At 66.5% G+C, this 23,070-nt stretch carries 23 protein-coding genes and 1 pseudogene; 4 read left to right on the top strand and 20 right to left on the bottom strand.

Annotation, left to right across the window (positions count from 1 at the left end; all coding sequences use genetic code 11):
• Position 1: 1 nt before the first annotated feature.
• From ftsR to AWC06_RS06400, 9 genes are all read right to left on the bottom strand, one after another.
• Positions 2 to 745 carry a transcriptional regulator FtsR gene (gene ftsR / locus AWC06_RS06360; RefSeq protein ID WP_085195538.1) on the bottom strand — a complete coding sequence of 248 codons (744 nt, stop codon included), beginning with the start codon at positions 743 to 745 and terminating at the stop codon, positions 2 to 4.
• Positions 745 to 1,218, bottom strand: coding sequence for a glycogen accumulation regulator GarA (gene garA / locus AWC06_RS06365; RefSeq protein ID WP_085195540.1), 474 nt, complete (start codon positions 1,216 to 1,218; stop codon positions 745 to 747). The genes ftsR and garA overlap by 1 nt, the downstream gene beginning before the upstream one ends.
• 164 nt (positions 1,219 to 1,382) lie before the next feature.
• Positions 1,383 to 1,778 carry a glycine cleavage system protein GcvH gene (gene gcvH / locus AWC06_RS06370; protein WP_085195542.1) on the bottom strand — a complete coding sequence of 132 codons (396 nt, stop codon included), beginning with the start codon at positions 1,776 to 1,778 and terminating at the stop codon, positions 1,383 to 1,385.
• Between the two features lie 22 nt (positions 1,779 to 1,800).
• Entirely contained in the window at positions 1,801 to 2,616 is an 816-nt protein-coding gene (locus AWC06_RS06375; RefSeq protein WP_139819934.1) for a DUF881 domain-containing protein, read from the bottom strand.
• A 4-nt stretch (positions 2,617 to 2,620) separates the two neighbouring features.
• A complete protein-coding gene (locus tag AWC06_RS06380; RefSeq protein WP_085195546.1) occupies positions 2,621 to 2,953 on the bottom strand; it encodes a small basic family protein in 333 nt (110 codons plus the stop codon).
• The gene (locus tag AWC06_RS06385) at positions 2,950 to 3,867 is read right to left on the bottom strand and encodes a DUF881 domain-containing protein (RefSeq protein ID WP_085195591.1); all 918 of its coding nucleotides are present in this window, start codon (positions 3,865 to 3,867) and stop codon (positions 2,950 to 2,952) included. The genes AWC06_RS06380 and AWC06_RS06385 overlap by 4 nt, the downstream gene beginning before the upstream one ends.
• The gene (locus tag AWC06_RS06390) at positions 3,860 to 4,462 is read right to left on the bottom strand and encodes a CDP-alcohol phosphatidyltransferase family protein (protein WP_085195548.1); all 603 of its coding nucleotides are present in this window, start codon (positions 4,460 to 4,462) and stop codon (positions 3,860 to 3,862) included. The genes AWC06_RS06385 and AWC06_RS06390 overlap by 8 nt, the downstream gene beginning before the upstream one ends.
• 11 nt (positions 4,463 to 4,473) lie before the next feature.
• Positions 4,474 to 6,798, bottom strand: coding sequence for an accessory Sec system translocase SecA2 (gene secA2, locus AWC06_RS06395; RefSeq protein WP_085195550.1), 2,325 nt, complete (start codon positions 6,796 to 6,798; stop codon positions 4,474 to 4,476).
• Positions 6,799 to 6,811: 13 nt separating this feature from the next.
• Entirely contained in the window at positions 6,812 to 8,449 is a 1,638-nt protein-coding gene (locus AWC06_RS06400) for an acetolactate synthase (RefSeq protein WP_085195552.1), read from the bottom strand.
• Positions 8,450 to 8,516: 67 nt separating this feature from the next.
• Here AWC06_RS06400 and AWC06_RS06405 point away from each other — a divergent pair, with 67 nt between their 5' ends.
• Positions 8,517 to 10,433 (top strand): ABC transporter ATP-binding protein/permease, encoded by a 1,917-nt coding sequence (locus tag AWC06_RS06405; RefSeq protein WP_227371103.1) that lies wholly within the window; start codon positions 8,517 to 8,519, stop codon positions 10,431 to 10,433.
• Here AWC06_RS06405 and AWC06_RS06410 read toward each other — a convergent pair.
• The 3 genes from AWC06_RS06410 to AWC06_RS06420 all read right to left on the bottom strand — a co-directional run bounded on the left by AWC06_RS06410 (position 10,430) and on the right by AWC06_RS06420 (position 13,200).
• On the bottom strand, positions 10,430 to 11,914 hold the full coding sequence (locus AWC06_RS06410) for an FAD-binding protein (RefSeq protein ID WP_085195556.1): 1,485 nt from the start codon (positions 11,912 to 11,914) through the stop codon (positions 10,430 to 10,432). The two genes, AWC06_RS06405 and AWC06_RS06410, sit on opposite strands and share 4 nt — an antisense overlap.
• Entirely contained in the window at positions 11,911 to 12,411 is a 501-nt protein-coding gene (locus AWC06_RS06415; RefSeq protein WP_085195558.1) for a VOC family protein, read from the bottom strand. The genes AWC06_RS06410 and AWC06_RS06415 overlap by 4 nt, the downstream gene beginning before the upstream one ends.
• Positions 12,412 to 12,516: 105 nt before the next feature.
• On the bottom strand, positions 12,517 to 13,200 hold the full coding sequence (locus AWC06_RS06420; RefSeq protein WP_085195560.1) for a TetR/AcrR family transcriptional regulator: 684 nt from the start codon (positions 13,198 to 13,200) through the stop codon (positions 12,517 to 12,519).
• Between the two features lie 119 nt (positions 13,201 to 13,319).
• Here AWC06_RS06420 and AWC06_RS06425 point away from each other — a divergent pair, with 119 nt between their 5' ends.
• Positions 13,320 to 13,766, top strand: a complete 447-nt coding sequence (locus AWC06_RS06425; protein WP_085195562.1) for a PNPOx family protein — start codon at positions 13,320 to 13,322, stop codon at positions 13,764 to 13,766.
• Positions 13,767 to 13,769: 3 nt separating this feature from the next.
• Here AWC06_RS06425 and AWC06_RS06430 read toward each other — a convergent pair whose 3' ends face one another.
• The 3 genes from AWC06_RS06430 to AWC06_RS06440 form a co-directional block, all read right to left on the bottom strand.
• The gene (locus AWC06_RS06430) at positions 13,770 to 14,450 is read right to left on the bottom strand and encodes an Rv1815 family serine proteinase (RefSeq protein WP_085195564.1); all 681 of its coding nucleotides are present in this window, start codon (positions 14,448 to 14,450) and stop codon (positions 13,770 to 13,772) included.
• 68 nt (positions 14,451 to 14,518) lie between these two features.
• Positions 14,519 to 15,121, bottom strand: a complete 603-nt coding sequence (locus tag AWC06_RS06435; protein WP_085195566.1) for a LysM peptidoglycan-binding domain-containing protein — start codon at positions 15,119 to 15,121, stop codon at positions 14,519 to 14,521.
• Positions 15,122 to 15,273: 152 nt separating this feature from the next.
• Positions 15,274 to 16,161, bottom strand: a complete 888-nt coding sequence (locus AWC06_RS06440) for a sterol desaturase family protein (protein WP_169715305.1) — start codon at positions 16,159 to 16,161, stop codon at positions 15,274 to 15,276.
• 111 nt (positions 16,162 to 16,272) lie between these two features.
• Between AWC06_RS06440 and AWC06_RS06445 the strand changes: the two genes are divergently transcribed.
• Both AWC06_RS06445 and AWC06_RS06450 read left to right on the top strand, forming a co-directional pair.
• Positions 16,273 to 17,193, top strand: coding sequence for an alpha/beta hydrolase fold domain-containing protein (locus AWC06_RS06445; protein ID WP_085195570.1), 921 nt, complete (start codon positions 16,273 to 16,275; stop codon positions 17,191 to 17,193).
• Positions 17,190 to 18,392: an NAD(P)/FAD-dependent oxidoreductase gene (locus tag AWC06_RS06450; RefSeq protein WP_085195572.1), complete on the top strand. Its 1,203-nt coding sequence runs from the start codon at positions 17,190 to 17,192 to the stop codon at positions 18,390 to 18,392. The genes AWC06_RS06445 and AWC06_RS06450 overlap by 4 nt, the downstream gene beginning before the upstream one ends.
• Here AWC06_RS06450 and AWC06_RS06455 read toward each other — a convergent pair.
• The 5 genes and pseudogenes from AWC06_RS06455 to AWC06_RS06475 form a co-directional block, all read right to left on the bottom strand.
• Positions 18,389 to 19,117: an MgtC/SapB family protein gene (locus AWC06_RS06455; protein WP_085195574.1), complete on the bottom strand. Its 729-nt coding sequence runs from the start codon at positions 19,115 to 19,117 to the stop codon at positions 18,389 to 18,391. The two genes, AWC06_RS06450 and AWC06_RS06455, sit on opposite strands and share 4 nt — an antisense overlap.
• A 198-nt stretch (positions 19,118 to 19,315) precedes the next feature.
• A complete protein-coding gene (locus tag AWC06_RS06460) occupies positions 19,316 to 19,636 on the bottom strand; it encodes a DUF732 domain-containing protein (protein WP_085195576.1) in 321 nt (106 codons plus the stop codon).
• 3 nt (positions 19,637 to 19,639) lie between these two features.
• The gene (locus AWC06_RS06465) at positions 19,640 to 21,001 is read right to left on the bottom strand and encodes a PPE family protein (RefSeq protein WP_085195578.1); all 1,362 of its coding nucleotides are present in this window, start codon (positions 20,999 to 21,001) and stop codon (positions 19,640 to 19,642) included.
• A gap of 15 nt (positions 21,002 to 21,016) precedes the next feature.
• Positions 21,017 to 22,282 carry a PPE family protein gene (locus AWC06_RS06470; protein ID WP_085195580.1) on the bottom strand — a complete coding sequence of 422 codons (1,266 nt, stop codon included), beginning with the start codon at positions 22,280 to 22,282 and terminating at the stop codon, positions 21,017 to 21,019.
• 656 nt (positions 22,283 to 22,938) lie between these two features.
• Positions 22,939 to 23,070, bottom strand: a pseudogene (locus AWC06_RS06475) (type VII secretion protein EsxI); the annotation flags it as partial.

Below are 23,070 nucleotides of genomic sequence, written 5' to 3' on the forward strand. Positions count from 1 at the left end.
TTTAGCGGTGGAGAACGTCGCGCACGGCCGACTTGATCAGCGAGGTGTGCAAGGTGATCGCCAGCGCGGCGACTTCTCGCGCCAAGTCGTCAGCGCGGTCCCGGGCGCCGGCCTTGCCGGCCTTGACGAGCGGGCCGGCGATCTGGGCGATGAGGTCGGATTGCCGGTCGGCCGCCGAGCGAAAAGCCCGCAGGTGGCGTGGCTCGACGCCGTACTCTGAGAGCGCCCGCGCACATTGCAGGATCACCACCGCATGCTCGTCGAAGAACCCTCCCGGCCCCGTGGTGATCACCCCTGCCTTGAGCAGCGCCGTCAATAGTTCGGCGTCCACGCCCGAGCGTTCCAGCAGATCCTCCCGGCTCAGCCGAGCGCGGGCGGGTGCCATCGCCGCCGGGTCTGGCCCCGTTTCCGCCCGAGCCTCGCCCACCACCGACACCAATCGCGGTATGCCGTAAGGCGATCCGGACGCTGGCAGCTCGCCGTCGGGCTGAGCGTCCAGTTGCGCCTTGATCACCTTCAGCGGCAGGTAGTGGTCGCGCTGAGCGGTCAGGATGAACCGCAACCGGGCACAGTCGTAGGCGGTGAAGCGGCGATAGCCCGATGCGGCGCGCTGCGGTGTGACGAGGCCCTCGGACTCCAAGAAGCGGATCTTGGAGATCGTCACATCGGGGAAGTCCGGCCGCAGCAAGTCCAGGACTGTCCCGATTGACATCCCGCCCAGCGCGGGGGTCTCGGGCGCGGTCACTAGCTTCCTGGTCCTCCCTCGTCGCCACCGGGCTTCGGCCCGGTCAAAAACACCAGGCGGAATTTTCCGATCTGAACCTCGTCGCCGTTTGCCAGCACAGCCGAGTCGACCGGCTCCCGGTTGACGTAGGTGCCGTTGAGGCTGCCGACGTCGACCACGTGGAACTCGTCGCTCTCCAGCCGGAATTCGGCGTGCCGGCGGCTAACGGTGACGTCGTCGAGGAAGATGTCGCTGTCGGGATGCCGACCAGCCGATGTGGTTGGCTGGTCGAGCAGGAAGCGAGAACCCGCATTTGGTCCTCGTTTGACGACCAGCAACGCCGAGCCGACCGGCAGTCCCTCGACGCCAGAGACCGCGCTCTCGGTACCCGCTTGCGCGGGAGCGTCCAGTTCGTTGAGGAAGTCGGCGCGGAAAACCGATGTTGTCTCCACGGTGACTTCGTCAGAGGTCTGGTCGTTGTCCTTCTCCGTCACCCGCTGCTCCTCACTGGCCGCTGTCGCGCTTCTTTTGGGTCCCGCTGGGCCGGCTGCTTACCCGCGTGACCGTCGATGTGTCGACCGTACCGCGCACGGGACCGCAATGTGCCCTGCACCGCCGGATCGGCGGCTCCTGAGCCGCGTTGGGACGATAACAAGGGTCATTCGGCCAGCGTGCCGCGGTAGCCCTCGGCGTCCAGCAGCTCCGCGAAGCCCTGCTCGATGGCCTGACCATCGAGCTGCAGGTCGAGCAGCCAGCCCGCGCCGTAGGGGTCGGAGTTGACCAGTTGCGGGCTGGCGTCCAGATCGCCGTTGACGGCAACGACTTTCGCTGAGACGGGCGCAAACAGATCCGACACCGACTTCGTCGACTCCACCTCGCCGAAGGATTCCCCGGCGGTCACGTCGGTGCCCACGTCGGGCAGCTGTACAAAGACGATGTCGCCGAGCGAGGACTGCGCGAAGTCCGTGATCCCAACCCGGACGGTGTCGTCACCGGTGCGGCGGACCCACTCGTGTTCGGCGGTGTAGTGCAAATCAGCCGGGATTTCGCTCACGGTCTTCCTGTTCTTCGGTGGCTCACTTGACGGGCCGAGCGTATTGGCGCGGTTTTGGTTGTCGCAAGGTGGTGATCTCAAGCCGGTCGTTTTGCTGGACCGTCATGCTGCCCCCGACGCGTTTGACGCTGTCGACTGCGCCGCCGGGGATATTCATCGCGGCCGCCAACGTCGGCGGATCCCCAATTGCCAGAAGCGAATACGGCGGCGTAAGGGTCTTGTTGTCGACGGTCAGTGCGCCCGGAGCGCCGATGATCCAGGTGTCGACACCGGCTCGCACCGCCTGGTGGGCGTCGCGGATCTCGATCGCCTCGGCGCCGGCTGCGCGCAACTCGTTGATCACGTCGAGCATCGCCTGTGGTGCCACACCCGGTCCCGGGTCCTCGATCTTCACGGTGACGCCGGGCCCGGTGGCGCCCACGGTGCCGATCAGGATCGACAGCGCGGCAAGCCTGGACTGGGCGTTCTCGATCGCCGCCTGATCGCTGCTGCCAGACGCCTGCAGCGCGCTCAGCGTGCGCTGCAGGTCGGCCACTTCGGTGTTCAGCGTGGCCTCCCGTTGCCGCAGCGAATCCAGCAGCACCAGTAGGTCGGCCGGACGGGCCGTGTCCAAGGAGTCCCCCGATTCGGTCTGACGGACCTGGGTGGCGATGGCGACCCCCAGCAGCAGGCACAGCAGGACTGCCAGGGCGCCGAACACCGTGCGGCCGCGCCGCAGCGCGACGAGCAGCGCGCGCCGCTGGTTCGGCGGCAGTTCGTGCCGGCCGTGATGCGCGGCGGTCTCGTCGGCCTTGGCGTCGGGCTGTTGCGGTGTGGCTTCGGGATCGGAATCACTCATGCCGTCACGCCCCGAATAGGCGGCGCCGCAGCGCCGCGGCATTGCCGAAAATGCGGATACCCAACACCACGATGATCGCGGTGGACAACTGGGTGCCGACGCCCAATTGGTCGCCGACATAGACGATCAGCGCGGCGACCAAGACGTTGAACACGAACGAAACCACGAAAACCTTCGGGTCGAAAATCCGCTCCAGGTAAGCCCGCAACCCGCCGAACACCGCGTCGAGGGCGGCAACCACCGCGATGGGCAAATACGGCTGGACGACCTCCGGCACGCTGGGGTGAAAAACCAGGCCCAGCACGATGCCGACGACAAGCGCCGCAATACCGATCATCGAGGTCGGTCTCCAATCTGCTTGGCGAACTTGACATCTCGGACCGCCGCGGCGGGTAGCGTGAGCCCGTCGCGGGCGCTTTCGTTGACGCCGACACCGTAAGACGCCTCCAACAGCCGGAGCCGGCGCAGGCCGGGGCTGCCGTCGAAGACATCCTGCATGGCATGCGGTGGCCCGACTGCTAGGACCGTGTATGGGCTGCTGATGGGGTTATTGTCGACCAGAATCGCGCCGCCCGCCTGCCGGATGGTCACGTTCGGCCCGATTCGGACGCCGCCGACCGAGATCGCCTCTGCGCCGCTGGCCCACAGCGAGTTGACCACCAGTTGCAGATCCCGGTCGAGGATGATCTGCCGGCTGCCGGCAACCCGCTGCTTGGAGACGTCGGAGAGATTGGGGCCGACGCCGGGCTCGGTCACCGTCACGCTCAGCCCCGGACCGATCACCGGCGTGTTGGCGGCGGCCAGGCCCAGCTTGTCGAGGCTGGCCAAAAGTCGCTGGCCCTCAGCGTCGTCGACGAGCGCCCGCCGCTGGACGTCGTCGACTCGCGTCGCGAGCGAGCTACGGCGCGCGGCCAATTCGTTGACGGATGCCTCTTCCGAGCGCACGCTGGCCGCCAGCACCTGCTGAGCCTCGCTGACACCGGGCGCGACCAGCCGGGCCTGGGCGACGGCGGCGGCGAACACCGCGGCCACCAGCAACGCCGCCAGCGCCTGCCAGCCCCAGGCGGCGACCCGCGCCGGCGGCCTGCCTGAGCTTTCCCGTCGAGCCGCGGCCGCCGCATAACCGGGATCGAGGTGCTCGGACAGAAGGGCGCGCAGCAGCGACGGCACCGGGATGAGCTGCGGTTGTCCCGCCTCGTGGACATTGAGGCCGGCATGGGGATCATATCCGCCGAGCGCCTGGTCAGCCATGGGCGCCCCGGGCATCCACTCTGGGCATCCGGCGCAGCACCAGCACCACCTGAGCCGCATACAACACGAATGACCACAGGTACAGGTACAGACCCCAGATCAAAAACGCCCAGCCGCAGGCCAGCACAACGCGGCTCCACAAGGCGTCCCACTGTCCCAGCAGGATCAGCGGAAAGGCCGACATCAGAGCGAAAGTCGCGGCTTTGCCGAGGTAGATCACCGGCAGTGCGGTGAACCCGCGGCTGCGCAGCAGCGGCAGTTCCGCGGCCAGCAGGACGTCGCGCGCCAACAGCACGGCGATGATCCACCACGGCACGATGCCGCGCAGCCCGAAAGCGATCGGCACGGTCACCATGTACAGCCGGTCGACGGCCGGATCCAGCAACTCCCCCAGCTTCGAGGACTGGTTCAGCAGCCGGGCGATCTTGCCGTCGGCCCAGTCCGATCCGCCGCTGAACACGAGGATGACCACCGCCCATGCGTTGGCATGAGCGATCAGCAGCAGGTAGAGGAAGAGCGGGATCAGCGCCAAACGGATCGCGCTCAGCGCGTTGGGCACCGTCAGCACCCGGTCGCGCGCGGCCGCGGGCTCCATGAGGCGTGACCCTATCGGAAGATCCCGGGCAGGCTCAGCGCGGAGAGGGTGTCATCGGCGAGCGGGTTGTCATGCACCATGTAGGTCCATGTCGAGGTGGGGCGGGCCAACTTGGACAGATCCACCCCCGGTTCCTCCTCGATCGCCGGGGAGGTTTCGAAGGTCTGCTGGGCAGCTTCGATCGCGTCGGCGGCCAGCGACGCGAACGCGTCGACGGCCATCCGGTGGAATTCGTCCAGCGGATTCTGGCGGCCCAGCGCACGCAGGTGGATGCTCTCCCGGATGTCGGCCAGGTACGCCAGATGATCGGCCCAGCCGCGGTCGAGGTGATAGAGCATGATCAGCCGGCAGATCTTCTCCAGCCGCTCTTCGGACAACGTCTCGGACAGCTCTTCATATCGTTTCTGCGCCAGCTCGGCGAGCTCCTCACGCGCAGTTGCGGTGGACAGCAACGTATTTCGCCGCTCGACGATGATGGCGCGCTGCTGGGCGATCAATTGGTTGTAGCGCCAGGTATTGGCGTGCACATCCAGCATCCGGCCCTCGGCGACCCGCTGTGCGTGGTCCAGCAACCCAGCTGCCTTGGGGCTTGTGATCCGGCCGTCCTCGTCGGTCTGGGTCGGCAGCTTGTGGGACTCCAGGTTGGCCGCGGCCACGTCGTCTTCCCAGCTGGAGAAGAACACCGACGACCCCGGATCGCCCTGACGCCCGGCGCGCCCGCGCAGTTGATTGTCCAGCCGCTCGGTGTTGTGCCGACCGGTGCCGATCACGTGCAGGCCGCCCAGCTCGACCACCTTCTCGTGGTCGGCTTCGTCTGAGCCACCCAGCCGGATATCGGTGCCGCGGCCGGCCATCTGGGTCGACACCGTTACCGCGCCGAGCTTGCCGGCCTCGGCGATCACCCGGGCCTCCTCGGCATCGTTCTTCGCGTTGAGCACCACCGCGGGCACCCCGCGGCGCAGCAGCCGCTCGTGCAGCTCCTCCGATTCGGCGACATCGCGGGTGCCGACCAGCACCGGTTGGCCGGTTTCGTGCACCTCGATGATGTGCGCGACGATCGCGTCGTTCTTGGCGGCTGCGGTGATGTAGACGCGGTCGGCTTCGTCTTCGCGAATGTTGGGGGTGTTCGGTGGAATTGGCGAGACGCCGAGCTTGTAGAACTGGCGCAGCTGCTCACCGGCGGCCAGTGCGGTGCCCGTCATGCCGCACACCGTTGGATACCGGTTGATCAGCGCCTGCACCGTGATGGTGTCCAGCACTTCACCGGTTTCGGTGGTCTCGATGCCTTCCTTGGCCTCGACCGCGGCCTGCAGGCCGTCCGGCCAGCGTTGCAGCTGGGCGATGCGCCCGCGCGAGGCGTTGATCAGATGGACCGCGTCGTCGCGCACGATGTAGTGCACGTCGCGCTGCAACAGAACATGTGCGTGCAGCGCGACGTTCACCTCGGTGAGCGTGGTGGCGACGTGTTCCTCGGAGTACAGGTCGATGCCGCCGAGCTTGGCTTCGACGTAGCGCGCGCCGTCCTCGGTCAAATGCACATTGCGGCTGTCCGAGTCGGTGTCGTAGTGCTTGCCCGGTTGCAGCTCGCCGACCAGCCGGATGATCTCCAGCCGCGGCGTCTCCCGGTGGGTTGTTCCGGCCAGCACCAGCGGCACGAGCGCCTCGTCGACAAGCACTGAGTCCGCCTCGTCGATCAGCGCCACATCCGGGTTCGGCGACACCAGGTCCTCGACATCGGTGACCAACTGGTCGCGCAGCACGTCGAAGCCGATCTCGTTGACCGACGCATAGGTGACGTCAGATTTGTAGGCGGCCCGGCGCTGCTCGGCCGTCGACTCCGCGGTGACCCAGCCGACGGTCAGGCCCAGCGCCTCCAGCAGCGGGCCCATCCATTCGGCATCACGGCGGGCCAGGTAGTCGTTGATCGTGACAACGTGCACGTGTCGGCCGGCCAGCGCATATCCGGCGGCCGCGATGGCTCCGGCCAGCGTTTTGCCTTCGCCGGTGGCCATCTCGATGACGTCCCCGGCGAGCATCCGCAGCGCCCCGAGCAGCTGCACGTCGAAAGGCCGTAAACCGGTCGACCGCTCGGCGGCTTCCCTGGCGATGGCCAAAAACTGCGGAATGTCCGCGGAGTCGGCGAGATCGCCGAGCTTGAGCAGGCCGGCGGCTTTGCGCAATTGCTCGTCGTCGAGGCCGGCGGCCTTCTCGTCGTAGTCCGCCGACGCGCGCACCTGAGTCAGCGACCGGCTCTGATTCTTCTCAGTGCTGGCGCCCAGCAGTCGCCAGAATCGGCTGCTCAGGCGGCCCTGCGACGCGGTGGTGGTCTTAGGCACAAAACAACGGTACTCACGCCAGGTTGGATCGGCGCGGATAGGCGACCGCCGGGTCGGTGAGCACGTTGACGACGGCGGGTAAGCCGCTCCCGAAGGCGCGTTTCAGCGCGGGGCGAAGTTCGGCAGGGGTGGAAACCAGCTCGCCGTGGGCACCCAGCGCGCGGGCCACCTCGTCGTAGCGGGTGCCCGGGCGCAATTCGGCCACCACCGAATACCCGTACAACGCCTCCATGGGGTGCTTCTCCAACGCCCAGATGCCGTTGTTGCCGATCACCGAGACGACTTGCACCCCGTGCCTGACCAGGGTGTCCCACTCCATCCCGGAAAACCCGAATGCGCCATCACCTTGCAGCAACACGACTTGACGCTCGGGCCGGGCCAGTTTCGCGGCCAACGCGTAGCCGGGACCCGAGCCCAGGCAACCGAACGGTCCGCTGTCGAGCCAGGCGCCCGGGACATAGCAGTCGATCACCCGCCCCGCGTACGAGCCGAAGTCACCGGCATCGACGACGATGATCGCGTCGCGTTCCAGCAGGGGCGCCAGCTCGGCATAGATCCGCATCGGGTGCAACGGGATTCGCTCGTCGGCCAACTCGGCCTGCTCGCCTTCACGCGCTGCGCTCTCGGCCGCCCGCAAGTCGGCGACCCAGTCGTCATGGCCGCTGCCCTTGCTTTCGCTGAGCGCCGTCAGAGTCGCCGACAGGCCACCGTAGAGCCCGGCGGCAACGGCCCGGGGATGTTCGCGCTCGGGTGCGGCGCGATCGGCGACAATCAGCGCAGTCTCGGATCCGAATACCCCGCCGAAGCCCAGCCGGAAGTCCATCGGCACCCCGACGACGATGGCAACATCGGCCTCTCCCAACGCTTTTGACCGTGTTCGGGAAAAAGCGAATGGATGGTCGGCGGGCACCGTCCCACGCGCCATGCCGTTCATCAGCACGGGTATCCGCCGTTGCTCGGCAAACTGCAGCAGCGCCGCTTCGGCGTGACCCCACCACACGTTGGTGCCCGCCATGATCACCGGACGCCGGGCAGCGTCCAACAAGCCGACGGCTCGGTCGAGTGTGTCGCCGTCGGCCGGGGCCGGCGCCGGCAGGTCGGTCAACGCGCCGGGCCGCGAGTCGTCCGAGGCTTCCGAAAACACGTGATCCATCGGGAAATCGACGAAGGCCACTCCCGACGGCGCCCCGACCGTGGCCCGCAAGGCGTCGTCGATGAGTCCGCTGACCTGGTCGGCCGACTGGGCTGTGGCGGCGAAGCGGGCCAGCGGCGCCACGAACGGCACATGGTCGATCTCCTGCAGCGATCCCATGCCCCACCGCAACGCCGGCGCGCGACCGCCCAGCACCAAGAGTGGCGAGCAGTTCTGCTGCGCGGCGGCCATCGCGCTCATCCCGTTGGTCACACCAGGGCCTGCGGTCAGTGCCGCAACCCCGGGTTGCCGCGTCACCTTCGACCAACCCTCGGCGGCGAAGGTGGCGGTCTGTTCGTGGCGGGTGTCGATCAGCCGAATGCCCTCGCTGCGGCACCCGTCGTAGATGGAGAACAAGTGGCCGCCGGACAGCGTGAAGACGGTGTCGATCCCGCTTGCCTTCAGCCGCCGCGCGATCAGCCGGCCGGCGTGGTAGCTGCTCGGAGCATCAGTGCCCATGCGGGCAGCCTATCGACAATCCTCCGGTACCTTCGCGGGAAGGTTTCGTCAAGTAGAGAGTCGGACCGTGGAGCTGTTCAAGCCATCCATCAATTGGGGTCACGCGCTGACCGATTCGTTGTCGTGGGTGGCGCTGGCGTGGCTGATCAGCGCGGCGTGCCTGATCGTCGTGCTGTCGCTGCTGCGGCTGCTCACGCCCTGGGGCCATCAGTTTTGGCGGATCACCAGTGGCTATTTCACCGGCCGGCACAGCCTTCCGGTCTGGCTGATGCTGGGCGTCCTGCTGCTGTCGGTCGTGATCGCGGTGCGCCTCGACGTCCTGTTCAGTTACCAGTCCAACGACCTCTACTCCTCGGTCCAGACCGCGGTGCAGGGCATTGCGACCGGCAATCAGAAGGTGAAACAGTCTGGTGTGCATGGCTTTTGGATGTCGCTGCTGATTTTCAGCATCATGGCAGTGCTGTACGTGCTGCGGGTGATGCTCGACATCTATCTGACGCAGCGATTCATCGTGTCGTGGCGGATCTGGCTCACCGAACGACTCACCGGCGACTGGCTGGAGGGCCGCGCCTACTACCGGGGACGGTTCATCGACAGCACCATCGACAACCCCGACCAACGCATCCAGCAAGACATCGACGTGTTCACCAGCGGCGTGGGGGCCACCCCGAACGTGCCCCACAACGCCAGCAACAGCACACTGCTATTCGGGGCGGTCTATTCGGTGCTGTCGGTGTTTTCCTTCACCGCCATCCTCTGGAAACTTTCCGGCACTCTGACCATCCTCGGGTTCACCATCCCAAGGGCCATGTTCTGGATCGTCATCCTCTATGTGCTTGTGGCGAGCGTAATCGCGTTCTGGATCGGCCGGCCGTTGATCTGGCTCAGTTTCCGCAACGAGCTCACCAACGCGGCGTTTCGCTATGCGCTGGTGCGGGTTCGTGACGCCGCCGAGGCGGTGGGGTTCTACCGGGGCGAGCATGCCGAACGGGTGCAACTGCGCGAGCGCTTCCGGCCGATCATCACCAATTACCTGCGTTTCGTGAACCGGACCGTCGGGTTCACCGGCTGGAACTATTCGGCCAGCCAAGCGATCGTGCCGTTACCCTGGCTGCTCCAAGCGCCGCGCTTGTTCAACCGCCAGATCAAATTCGGCGACGTCACCCAGTCGGTGATCGCGTTCGAGAAAATCCACGACGGCCTGTCCTTCTTCCGCAATGCCTACGACCGGTTCGCCAGCTACCGCGCTGCGATCATCCGGTTGCACGGCCTGGTCGTGGCCGACGCGGAAGCCCGCGAACTACCCGAACTGCTCAGCACCGCCAGCGTCGACGACGCCGTCGACATCGAGGGGGTGGAGGTTCGCACCCCCGACGGCGACCAGCTCATCGACATGCTCGACCTGCACCTGCCGGTGGGTGACACGCTGGTGATCACCGGTCCGTCGGGCAGCGGCAAGACGACACTGCTGCGCAGCCTCGCACAGTTGTGGCCTTATGCAACAGGGACTTTGCGGCGGCCCGACGGGCCGAACGAGACGATGTTCCTGTCGCAGCTGCCGTATGTGCCGCTGGGCGATCTGCGCGCGGTGGTGTCCTACCCGGCCGCGGCAGGCGACATACCCGACCCGCAGCTGCGCGACACGTTGACCAAGGTGGTGCTGCCGCATCTGGTTGACCGGCTCGACGAACAACAGGATTGGGTGAAAGTGCTCTCGCCCGGAGAACAGCAGCGGGTGGCCTTCGCCCGCGTGCTGCTGACCAAACCCAAAGCAGTCTTCCTCGACGAGGCCACGTCCGCGATGGACGAAGGACTGGAGTCGGCGATGTATCGGTTGCTGCGCAACGAGTTACCGAGCACCATCCTGGTCAGTGTCAGCCACCGCAGCACTGTCGAGCCGCATCACCACCAACGCCTCGAGCTCCTCGGCGAGGGCGGCCAGTGGCGCCTGGGCCCCGTCGAAGGCGCGCCCGCCCGCGTCTAGCGGGCCTGCGCCGCGTGGCTGCCCGCGCGGCGGCCGAAGAAGGACCCCTCGCCCAGCTGCGTGCCGCTGGCATACCCCTTGCCGTCCTGGGCGATATTCGACGCGCACGCCCCCACCGCATATAGGCCGGCGATGACCGTGCCGTCCTCGCGTAGCACCTGGCCGTCGACCGTGACGGCGAGCCCGCCGATGGTGAACCCCGAATACATCGCCCGCCCGAGCGATAGGTCGAACACCGCCCAAGGGCCATTGTCCTGTGCTGCAAGGAATTCCGGCTGCTTGTGGAAATCCGGATCTTCGCCCTTGGCCGCGAATTCGTTGTAGCGGTCCAGCGTTGCTGCGAGGTTGCCCGCCGGAATGCCCAGCGCGGCCTCCATTTCGGCGATCGTCTCGTAGCCGTCGAGGAACCTGATCAGCGGCATCTCGGGCATTTCGGTGTGGGCTTCGTCGACGATCAGGTAAGCGATTTGGTCGGGCTGCTCCAGCACGAACGCTGACGTGCGCGAGTGGTAGGAGTCCTCGGCGACAAAACGCTTGCCCTCCTTGTTGACGATCACACCGGTCAGCAGAATTTCCGGTGGATAGGCCGCCGCGGTGATGAACAGCTCGTCCATATGCTTGGTGGCCCCGCCCGCCGAAACACCCATCCGTATGCCCAGTCCGTCATCGTTGGGATTGCCCAGGATGTATGGCGCCACCAGACCGTGGTGCTTGGTGCGCCGCTGCCGGCCCAGCGCGGGAGTGTGCTCGGCGACCATGTCCGCATTCATGGCGAAACCACCGGCGGCGATGATGACCGCTTTGGCCCTGACCGCGCCGGTTTCGGTGAAGTGCTTCCAGGCGACGCCGACAACGACGCCGTCGTCGTCGACGATGAGGTTGGTTGCCCCGGTCTCGTAGCGGATCTGCACGCCCAATTCGTCGGCACGTTTGACCAGCAAGTCGACGACCATTGCTGCGCCGCCCAACTCGCCGGGCACCGGTACGGAGTGCCCGCGCGGCGCCGGCTTGGCCTGCTCGCAAAAGGGCCACACCTTTTCGTTGCCTGTGTAGCTGAGGCCCTCTGTGCCCGGCGGAACGACCACCTTCCCCGGGAAGTAACTGCGCTCAAACTGAAAGCCCAAATCCTCCAGCCAGTTGAAGTGCTCGACGCTGCCATCGCAATACGCCCGGATCTTGTCGTGCTCGGGGTTGCGCGACACTGCAACCAAGTACTTGTACATCTCGTCGGGTGAGTCGTCATTCCCCGTTGCCTGTTGGACCGCGGTTCCCCCGCCGAGATAGAAGTGCCCACCGGCCATTGCGGTGGTACCGCCCGCCGCGGCGGCCCGCTCCAGCACCAGCACCCGGGCGCCGTCGGCGGCCGCACTGACCGCTGCGCAGCCACCAGCGATGCCGAATCCGATCACCACGACATCGACGTCGTCGGACCACGACGACACGTCCCGCGCGTTGACCGTTGCCGGTATCTGGGTGTTCACCGTTGCTCCTTTTTGATGTAGTCGAAGAACTCGCGGATCTCCGCTGAGACGTGCGCGATTTCCAGGAAGGGCACGCCAGCCTGCGGGGCCGACAGGTAGGCGAACCGCACGCCGCCCGGCATCACGCCCTGCTGGACGACGGAGGCCCCGTGCTCGGTGGCCGTGGCCAGCGTGGTGGCGACGTCGTCTTCGCTGGCGGCCTCGACGCAGATGTGGTGCAGACCAGGCCCGCTGCTCCGCAGAAAGTCACTATAGATATTAGGGCCGCGGACCGGTGCGATCAGCTCCAACTGCATGTCGCCGAGGTAGCTCAGCGAAATGCTCGCGACGAAGTCGGCCGCCTTGCCGTGGTAGCTGCAGGTGTCCGGTGCGAAGTGCACATCGGTCAGCCTCACCCACTTTTTGACACCTAATAGGCCGGTGAGCGCGGTTTCTGTGGCATCAAGGTCATGGGTCACCCACGCGATCTGGACCGGCGGTCCGAGGGGAAGACTCATCGCCTCGCAGAATAGCCCAGCCCTGCCCGGCGCAGAAAGACGTTGCCATGACCAGCCGCATCCGGCGCGGCACAGGCAGCTGAACACGTTCTAATTCGACTCGGCTCAGTGTTGCGTCAGCACGCCGACGAGCAGCCGGACCTGGGTGTCGAACACCGCCTCGGGATGGGTCAGCGTGTCTGCGCCGTATTGGCCGAATACCTCCAGACTGATCGCTCCGACCAGGCCGGCCCATATCGCGAAGCATTTGGCGATGACGAGATCATCGCCCGGGAAACCGAACTCGTTGCGCAGTCGTTCGAAGTCCGACGACATCGGTTGGGGTGCAGGGTTATTCGTAAGCATGATGTCGCCGGTCGCGATTCCGGCCGCCACCGCGTCGAACAGCGCACCGACCACCCTGATCCCGGGGCCGACCGTTCGTTCGGCGGGCGCGTGGTAGCCGGGAACCGGGCTGCCGTACAACAACGCCCAGCTGGCGGGGTGGGCGAGAGCCCAGCTGCGGGCGGCATGGGCGATCGCGATGACGTCGTCGCTCCACAAGTCGGGCACCGCGTCGCGGGCGCGGTCCACCGCGTCGGCGAGGTCGGAATAGGCGTCGACCAACAGTAATGTCAGCAACTCGTCGCGACTGGAGACGTATCGGTACACCGCCGAGGACACCATCCCCAGGTCGCGGGCGATGGCGCGCAGCGACAGTCCGGCCGCGCCGTGGTCTACCAAATGGCGGCGGCCGAGCTCGATGATCTGCGCTTCGATGCGCTCACGCGTCTCGCGCCGCTTGCCCATCGAACGATTCTGGCACAAAAGAGATCGGTGCTCTTGTATTTGGCTGCGCGGTGTGGCAGGGTCAGCCGTACCGAGAGCACCGCTCTCGTAATTACCGATTGCCGTCGAGAGGATCTCTGATGCCGGTGCGATACGACGAACCCGACCGAGCGGCACGCGCCGCCAACACGCTGATCCGCTGGCTGGCCGAGCTTGGCATCAGCATCGCGGGGACACGAGCCATCAGCGTGCGCGGCCGCAAAAGCGGCAAACCGCGCGGCGTCGTGGTGAATATCCTGACCATCGACGGCGTCGACTACCTGGTGTCCCCGCGCGGCACCACCCAATGGGTGCGCAATGCGCGCGCCGCCGGGGTCATCGACGTGGGGCCCCGCTGGCATCGGCGCCGGTCAAGGATCAGCGAGGTCCCCGACTCCGACAAGCCGGACCTGCTACGGCGCTACCTCGATAGGTGGTATTGGGAGGTCAGAGGCCACTTCGCGGGGCTGACTCCCGACTCCGGCGATCAAGAGTTGCGTGCGGCCGCGCCGTCGATCCCGGTTTTCACGCTGACAAGCCCCGCCTGAGCGTCAGGCCCGGGGTGGACCGCCGGGCGCGCCGCCATCTTCGCGAGCCTGTTGCGTGGTGGCCTGCCAAGACACCGCCGCCGGGGATGCGCCCCAAACGCTGTTGAAAATCCCGACGATCATCGCCGGGCCGCCGCCGTTGATGATATAGACCGGTCCCCCGGAATCGCCTTTCTGGCTGGCGACGCCATGACCCATGGTGAACCACCCGTTGTTGACGTCTTCGACGGTCCCGCAGGTCTCGCCGGTGATCACGCCGAAATGGCAGACGGCTTCGCCGGGCTTTACCACCAGTCCCGGGTCCGATCCCAGCGGGCGCCCGCCCGGCAGGATGTTGTTGGCCATGACGTCGTCGGCCAGTGCGATCGACTCGTAGTCGGTGATCTGCTGGTCGGTCGTCACATTCGCGCCATTGGGTGTGTTGGCCCGAGACGCCGCGACGTTGCCGATGACATGATTCTCTTTGTCGGTCACCGGCCCGTCGCCGCGGCAGTGCCCGGCGGTGAATGCGACCCGCGAACCCGGGTCGACGTAGCCCAACGTGCAGGCGTGGTTGCCCTGGTGGATTTCCATCCCGGGGAACACCAGCACGGGGTCGGCCCCGGCCACTGACGGCGGCGGCCCTGCGGCCAAGATCACCGCCGTGAGCGTTGCGGCGAACGCGCGGGCTGCCTGACAGCGCACGGTCGACTCCGATCGGTCGGGCCGGCCCAGCGCCGGCAGGCTATCGAGGTTAACGGTCAGCGTCGCGATCAGGGAATGGTCAACACCTGTCCCGGGTGGATCAGGTCGGGGTTGTCGATTCCGCTGGCGTCGGCGATCACCTGGTATTTGCTGCCGTCGCCGTAGAACCGCTCGGCGATGGCCCACAGCGTGTCCCCGGACTCGACGGTGTAGGTCCGGGCGGCAGGTTCGGGTTCGGGTTCGGGCTCGGGTGCCGGGGCCGGAGCGGCCTCCTCGGCCGCCGGCGCCGCCTCGGGCGCAGCAGCCTGGGGCTCCGGCGGCGGTGGCGCCGGCTCCTCACTGGTCTCGGTTTTCGTCGACCATGCCGGTCCGTCGGCAGCGTAGAGCACGAGGTTGCGGTCGTCCTGCAGGACGAGCTTGACGTTCTTCTTGCCTTTGGTGTCGGTGTGCCACACCGGTTTATCGGCGGTGTAGAGGACGAAGTTGCCGTCCGGCTGCACCTCGGCGCGCACGACGTTCTGGCCGTCTGTCCCTGTCGCCCAGATAGCGCGGCCGCGCGTTGCCAGCACCAGATTGCCGTCGTCTTGCAACGTCACGGTGTAGGCGCCGTTGTTCGAGGTAAGCGATTCACCTTTGACAAGCTTTTGTCCGCTGGTGAGTGTGTCTCCCACTGCATTCCCTCCTCCTCATCGCGCCCGGGCGGAAACCGGCCGGGCGTCGTGCAAGCGCACGATGAAATCAAACTTACTGATCTTGGCTCTGGGCGGAAGGGGTTCGGCTCGCCGCAATCAAAACGGTGCGACCAACGATTGGTGAACGGCGTCTAACCCGTTGGCGCGGGCGCAGTCAACTCGCGTCGGCCGGCCATGCGGGGCTCCCAGCCCGGCGGACCGAAGACGTAGCCCATCCGGTCGCGAAGCCGTGGCGCCGAGCGCAGATCGCGGGCGATCGCCAGATATTCGTGCGTTTGCAGGGTCCAGATGTTGAACGTGTCGACCTGCTTGGTCAGCCCGTAGTGCGGACGGAATGTCTCCTTGCGGAAGCTGCCGAACAGCCGGTCCCAGACTATGAGGATCCCGCCGTAGTTCTTGTCGAGGTATTCGGGGTCCATGCCGTGATGCACCCGGTGATGCGACGGCGTGTTGAAGACGAATTCGAAGGGCGGCCACATTTTCCCGATCCGCTCGGTGTGCACCCAAAACTGGTAGATCAGGTTGATCGAGAAGCTGACAAACACCATCCAGGGCGGAATCCCCAACAGCGGCAACGGGATCCACATCAGGATCTCGCCGCTGTTGTTCCATTTCTGGCGCAGTGCGGTGGCGAAATTGAAATATTGGCTGGAGTGGTGCGCCTGATGGGTGGCCCAAATCAGCCGAACCCGATGTGCGATGCGGTGATAGCAGTAATAGAGCAGGTCGACACCGAGGATTGCGATCGCCCAGGTGTACCAGCGAGTCGGCGGAAGATGCCAGGGCGCAAGGTACGCGTAGATCGCCGCATAGCCGAGCAGGGCCAAGAACTTCCAGCCGGCCGTGGTGGCCACCGAAACCAGCCCCATCGAGATGCTCGCCCAAGAGTCCGCCGTGAGATAGGCGCCAGACGGCGGTCTATCGCCGCGCTCGATGTGCTCGAGTTTGGCCGCCGCCGTCCATTCCAGAATCAACAGCAACAGGAAAAACGGGATCGCGAACAAGACCGGATCGCGCATCTGCGCGGGCAGTACGGACAAGAAATCCGCGATCGCATGCACAGCACATACTTTATGCCCTATGGGCCGATCCGCTGACCTCGAGCCCTTACGCGGTCCAGACTGTCGCTCATGAAAGCGGTCGACAGCACGACGCTCACACCGAGCCTCGCGCAGCGGTTGCTTCGCTCCACGGGTGTGCGCAACCGGCTGTTTCCTGCCGCAAAGCTCGACGACTGGGCCGCCCATCCGCGACCGCCCTATGCCGGTCGCCCGGCCAGGCGGGTGCTGAAAAGGATCGATGTCGAGCGTGCCGACCTCGGTGGCCGTCCTGTCTACGAGGTCAGGCCGCGCGGTGTCGGCGACGATGCTCTCAGCGGCCACCTGCTGTATCTGCATGGCGGTGCATACGTACTCGACCTGCTGCCCCATTTTCACTGGCCGGCCATCGCCAAGCTGGCGAACACCCTGCGCCGCACCATGACTGTGCCGATCTACCCCATTGCCCCCGAACACAGCTATCGTGAGGTTTTCCCGTTTCTGCTGCAGGTGTACCGGCGCCTGCTCGAGACTTTGGACCCCAAATCGATTGCGTTCATGGGTGATTCGGCCGGCGGCGGATTGGCCTTCGCGTTGTGCCATGCCATACGCGACGCCCGCCTGCCTCAGCCGAGCGACGCTGTGCTGCTCTCGCCGTGGATGCACGTCGCGCTTCCCGACCCGCGGGTACCGGCCGTCGCCAAAATCGACCCGTTACTGAACCTCGAGGACCTGCGTGCCGCGGGAATCCGCTACGCCGGCGGCGATCCGCTTGACACTCCGCTGGTCAGCCCCAGCGTCGGCGCGTTGACCGATCTACCGCGGTTGACGGTTTTCACCGGTACCCACGATGTGCTCAACCCCGACGCCCGGGCATTCCACGAACGCGCGACGGCCGAGGGACTCCACATCGGTTGGTATGAACGCCGCGGCGGGATGCATGTGTGGATGCTTTTGCCGGGTGGCCGCGGTGCCCAGGCGCTGAGCCAGATCCGTCAGGTGCTCAGCACGTGACCGATGCCGCCGAGATCGTCGTCATCGGTTCGGGTTTCGCCGGCTTGTGGGCGGCGCTCGGCGCCGCCCGCCGACTCGACGAGCTCGCCGTGCCGGCCGGCTCGGTTGGCATCACCATGTTGAGCCGCAACCCATTTCACGATATCCGCGTCCGCAATTACGAGGCGGACCTGACTGACTGCCGTATCCCGCTCACCGCCGTGCTCGACCCTGCCGGCATTTCGCATGTGGTCGCGGACGTGACTGGCATCGACACCGGGGCTCAGACGGTCAGCACGTCGACGGCGGGCACCCATCGCTACGACCGTTTGGTGCTGGCCGCGGGCAGTCACGTAGTCAAGCCCGACATTCCCGGGTTGCGCGAGTTCGGGTTTGACGTCGACACCTACGACGGCGCAATGAAGCTGGGCCTGCACCTGCGTGCCCTGGCACATGACGCGTCGATGCCTGCGGCGGCCACCGCCGTCGTCGTCGGTGCCGGACTCACAGGCATCGAGACGGCGTGCGAATTACCGGGGCGGCTCCGGGCGGTCTTGGCCGGCGCTACGCCCCGGGTGATCCTGGTCGACCGGAACCCCTGGGTCGGCTCCGATATGGGACCATCGGCCCGGCCCGTCATAGAGAAAGCATTGTCGGACAACGGGATCGAGACTCGGACGGAGGTCAGCGTCACCCGGCTCGCCGATCACCGCGTGGAGCTGTCGTCGGGCGAGCAGATCCAGGCGGCGACGCTGATCTGGTGTGCCGGTATGCGGGCCAGCCCACTCACGGCCGAGCTACCGGTACCACGTGATCGACTGGGCCGGGTGATGGTTGACGACTACCTGCGGGTCGGTGGAGTCGCGAGGGTGTTTGCGGCCGGCGATGTGGCCGTTGCCCAGATGGACGATGACCACGTGTCGGTGATGTCGTGTCAGCATGGGCGGCCGATGGGACGCTACGCCGGTTACGACGTCGTCGGCGACCTTCTCGGCGAACCGATGCTCTCGCTCCGGATTCCCTGGTATGTCACCGTTCTGGACCTCGGGCCAGCCGGTGCGGTGTACACGGAAGGCTGGGAGCGGCTGGTGGTGAAGCACGGCGCCGACGCCAAGAGCACGAAACGGACCATCAACACACAACGCATCTATCCGCCGCTGACCGGTGACCGGGCGGCGCTGCTGGCGGCTGCCGCCCCGGAGCTACAGGACCGGCCTTAGTCCGGGCGCGGCGCGCGGGGCATGGGCTCGTCCTCGTCGCCGGCATACCAATGCACCGCATGCACGCCCGGTTGCAGCGACAGCTCGCCGACGAGCTGCTCGAGCCGTGCCGGTGCGTGTCCGTCGCTGAGCAGGTATGCGGTCAAGGCGACGCTGTCTTCGCTCGCGCGGCCGGTGTGGATGCCGCGCAGCACAAAATCGTTGCCGCGGGCGCGCTGCACGATCTGAGCGCGCGCATACTTTTCGTTTTTCGGACGACAGATCACCTGCAGTTGGTAGGGCTGGTCGTCTTCGTCCTCTTCGACGACGTTGTCCTGGTCGATGAGATGGCCGAGTGGCCGCCCCAGCAGGTGGATTCCGACGATCGTGGCGGTGGCGATCACCGCGAACAGCAGGTGCCCCGCGGCCGCGAGCACGCCGACCGCAGCCGAGCACCACAGCGTCGCAGCCGTATTGAGCCCGCGCACGTTGAAGCCCTCGCGCAGGATCACTCCCCCGCCCAGGAACCCGACGCCGGAGACCACATAGGACGCCACCCGGGTCGGGCTGTTGTCGTTGGTCGCGACCGCGTAGAGCACGAACAACGTCGCGCCCGTGGCCACCAGCGCATTGGTGCGCAGCCCGGCCATCCGGGCCCGCCACTGGCGCTCGAGTCCGATCAGCGCACCGCACCCCAGCCCGACACCCAGCCGCAGTGCGAAGTCGGCGATGGTCAGCGTCTGCATGACGCGGCTCTCCTTTCTGCGCAGGGCTGAGTACCAGTCTGGACGAGTTCGGCGAGATTGGGGTGCCGCCGAGGGAAGCAAGCGCCAATCGTTTGCCTACCGTTTTCCCGACAGGCCGCGAACCCGCCGCGGCTAACCGTATGCCAGTGCTGCACCGACTACGGTGCCTGGGACTCTCCGCGAGAGCGCGCAGGAAGGTTATTTGGCGCTGACCGGCGCCAGCTGTTGCGGGCAGTAGGCATTCGCCGCGATCCCCGCGAACTGAGCTGCGCCGTCCGTGGTGAACCCGGGATTGGTGCTCTTGAGGTCTTTGAGGACCTCAAGGCCGGATTCGCCGTTGGCGACTAGCCCGCATACCGCCTTGGCGGCCGCGATCGCTTGATCGGGATTGGTGTAGGTGATCCCTGCTTGGCGCAGCGAAGCGAGGAAGGCCGCGTCGTCGCTTGCGGTGTCGGCGTGCGCGGGCACCGCGAGACCGGCCATCGTGACAGCGCTGAGCATTGCCAGAGTCAGTTTCATGTGTTACCCCATCTCGGATTTCGGCAGTGCGACGTTGGTCTGGTCGGGGGCGGTCAGGTGCACAGCGTGGATGCCGGGCTTTGTCGACAATTCGGCGAGCAGATCGTCAAGGCCGGACTGATCGACGGTCCAGTGCCGCACCGCATCCGGTTGTTGCTGCAGTTGCGCGATGACGGCGTCGAGTTTGACGGGCGCGCTGCTCGCCTTGCCCGCGGCGGCGCGGCCCCGGATTCCGCTGCCGCTGATCACCCGCGGAGCGGAACCGCCCAGGGCACCGCCTGCCATGCTCCCCAGGGCCATCTGAGGAAGCAGGTTCCCCGCAAGTTCCGCGGCCGGAGCCGCGGTAAGGCCGGTGGTTGGCAATACGGTTGCGGCCAGCCTGATCGAGGGCGTCGCAGCGGCCCAACCCGGCGGCACCGACAGCCTTCCCACAACCGAGGCATCGCCCACGCCCGCCGAAACGGCCCGAGCCAGACCGCCGGACACGGCGGATCGTTGCCCGAGCCCGCCGCCCAGCGCCGACTTCGGAATCTCGGGGATATCCGCCGCCGGAGGATGGAAGAACGTCTTGAACTGCACCATGCCCAGATTGGGAACGCTCATGGCGTCGTTGGCTATCGTGCTGCCCTTGGTGAGCGACGCCGCGATGCTGAACATGCTCGAATACATCGACGATGTCGATGACGACCCCGTCAGGCCGTTCAGCAGGTTGCCCATTTCGGTTGTGTACGAGCTACTCCCCGTCGCGAGGTCCTGGAGCAGCTGCGGGATCAGCCCGAGCCCGGTCGAGCTGCCGGCAGATTGAGCGACGGCCGCGCTTTGGGCGGCCAGCCCGGCGGGATTGGTGGTCGGCGGCGGCTCACTGAATGGCGTCACCCGGGTGGCGGCCGCCGAAGCGCTCGCATAACCGAACATCGCAGCGGCGTCTTGTGCCCACATTTCCCCGTATTGGGCTTCGGTGGCTGCGATCGCCGGAGTGTTCTGCCCGAAGATGTTGGTCGCGACCAGCGATGCCAACTGGCTGCGGTTGGCGGCGATCACAGGCGGGGGAACCGTTGCCGCGAACGCGGTTTCGTAGGCGGCTGCGGCGGCCGAAGCTTGGCTGCCCGCTTCGCTCGCCTGCGCAGCGGTGGCCGACATCCACGCCGCATATGGTGCGGCCGCGGCCGCCATGGACACCGAGGACGGACCCGTCCACGGCTCGCCGGTGAGCGCCGAAACCACCGCGCCGTAGGTGCTTGCCGTGGATTGCAGTTCAGCGGCCAGCGCATTCCAACTCGCGGCCGCGGCCAGCATGGACTCCGCGCCCGGTCCGGAATACATTTGGCCGGAAGTGATCTCCGGCGGGATTGCCCCGAAATCCATTGCCAGACCTCTCTTTTACTCGGGGGGCGGAATCACGATGATCGTGGCGGCGGCCGCTGGAGCGGCAATGCTTTCGGCAACGGCGCCGCTGGTTGAACCGCCGATGGAGCGCGCCGCTGTCCCGCCGATAGCGCGCCCGGCAAGGCTCGACAACGCCATGTCGCCGAACAGGCCTCCCGGAGCGTCCGCGGCGATCGCCTGCGCGGCGCCCATGCCATTAGCCGGAAGAACTGACGCGACCGTCCTGACCGCCGGTGTGGCCGAGGCCCAGGTCGGCGGAACCGACAGCCCGCCAACCAATCCCGCGCGGCCCATCGCGCCCGATACCGCCCCTCCGCCCAGGCCTGCCGGGGTCAGCGGATGCACGTCGGAGATGTATCCGCCCGACAGCGGCGCCAGCGCACCGGTGATGGGCTTCGCCGGGCCAAGCAAACTGGCCACGCCGGGACCGTTTTGGGCGAGCCCCAGTGCCTGCATGGCCGTCAACCACCAGCCACCGGGCACGGCCATCAGCCCGATGGGGGAATACGCCCCGGTGGCGTTCGACAACAGCGTGGAAAGGCTTGACAATCCTGACTGAAACCCCGACGTCAACGACGTCGACGACGCCGACGGGGCGGCGACGGTCGTGGCGAGGCTTTGCAGTGTGCTTGGCACCGCCGAGATCAGCTGGGATAGCTCCGTCGACACGTTCGAACTGGTCGACGTGGCCGCGGCTTGGGCGACCGCAGCCCCTTGGATTGTGCCGCCGGCCGGGTTGGTGGTCTGCGGCGGCTCAGTGAACGGTGTCAACTGTGCGGCTGCCGCCGCGGAGCCCGCGTAGCCGTACATGGCCGCGGCGTCCTGGGCCCACATCTCGGCGTAGTGGGCTTCGGTCGCTGCGATCGCCGGGGTGTTCTGCCCCAATATGTTGGTGGCGATCAGGGTCATCAAGAGACTGCGGTTGGCGGCGATCACCGGCGGGGGAACCGTTGCCGCGAAGGCGGTCTCATAGGCAGCGGCTGCGGCCCGGGCTTGGTTGGCGGTCAGCTCGGCCTGCACTGCGCTGGCACTCAGCCAGGTCACGTACGGTGCGGCCGCGGCCGCCATTGCGGTCGACGACGGGCCCTGCCACGCCGCGCTGGCCAAGGCCTCGACCGTCGACTGATATGAGGACGCCGTTGAGCCCAGCTCGGCGGCCAGCTCGTCCCAGGCAGCCGCAGCGGCAAGCATCGGGCCCGGCCCGGGACCGGTGTACATCCTGCCTGAGTTGATCTCCGGCGGTAACGCCCCAAAATCCATCTATTCGGACCCCTAATGACTTTGCTAACTGCCGCATATTGCTCGCCCGGCATTCACTCGGATTGGCGCCCTCATTGGCGGATTACACGCGCAGGTCGCGCAAACCTGCACTGTGAGCAGGAAATTCTCTTAACAGTGTGGAAACCGTTGTCGGAGCTGCCCGAGCCGCCGTGGCTCAGGGGCAACAATGCCGCGGGATTGTTGGGAGAAGGTTCCCGTCATGTAATCGCCACGCTAAATACTCATCACCGTCCACGGGCGAAACCGGTGCGTCAGCCGCCGCGACTCACGCCCTATGTGGCCCAGCTCACCAGGCGATGCCCGGTTGCTGAGCAGCCGTCTAACCGAGCGCGGCGACAGTCGGGTTCCGCGGCCGGCGACCATGCCCGTGCGTTGTTCAGCCGACGTTCCGGCTATGTAATCGGCACGCTAAATTGTTATCACCGCGGGGCAAGTCCCGCGGTGATACGCGTGATCAAGCTTACAATTCCCATTTCACAATGCTTCAGTCCGTGCGGCCGCTCGGGACGGCGCTTGATGCCGCGGTCCTACGGTAATTGCAGGCAGTGCAAAGCGGTTTGCTAAGCCAGTTATTTTGCGCGGTAGAACGCGGCAGCACACCGTTGGCGGGTGTGCTGCCGCGCTCGGGGGGATTGTTAGGCCCAGCTGGAGCCGACGGCGGCGTCGGTGGAGGCCATGTTGGACCCGGCTGTTTGCACCTTGGAGCCGTGGGCGTTGGCCTGTTCGTAGATCACCTGGAAGTTGCGACCCAACTGGGTGATGAACTC

Origin of the sequence: Mycobacterium fragae (assembly GCF_002102185.1) — a bacterium.
Classification (GTDB): domain Bacteria; phylum Actinomycetota; class Actinomycetes; order Mycobacteriales; family Mycobacteriaceae; genus Mycobacterium; species Mycobacterium fragae.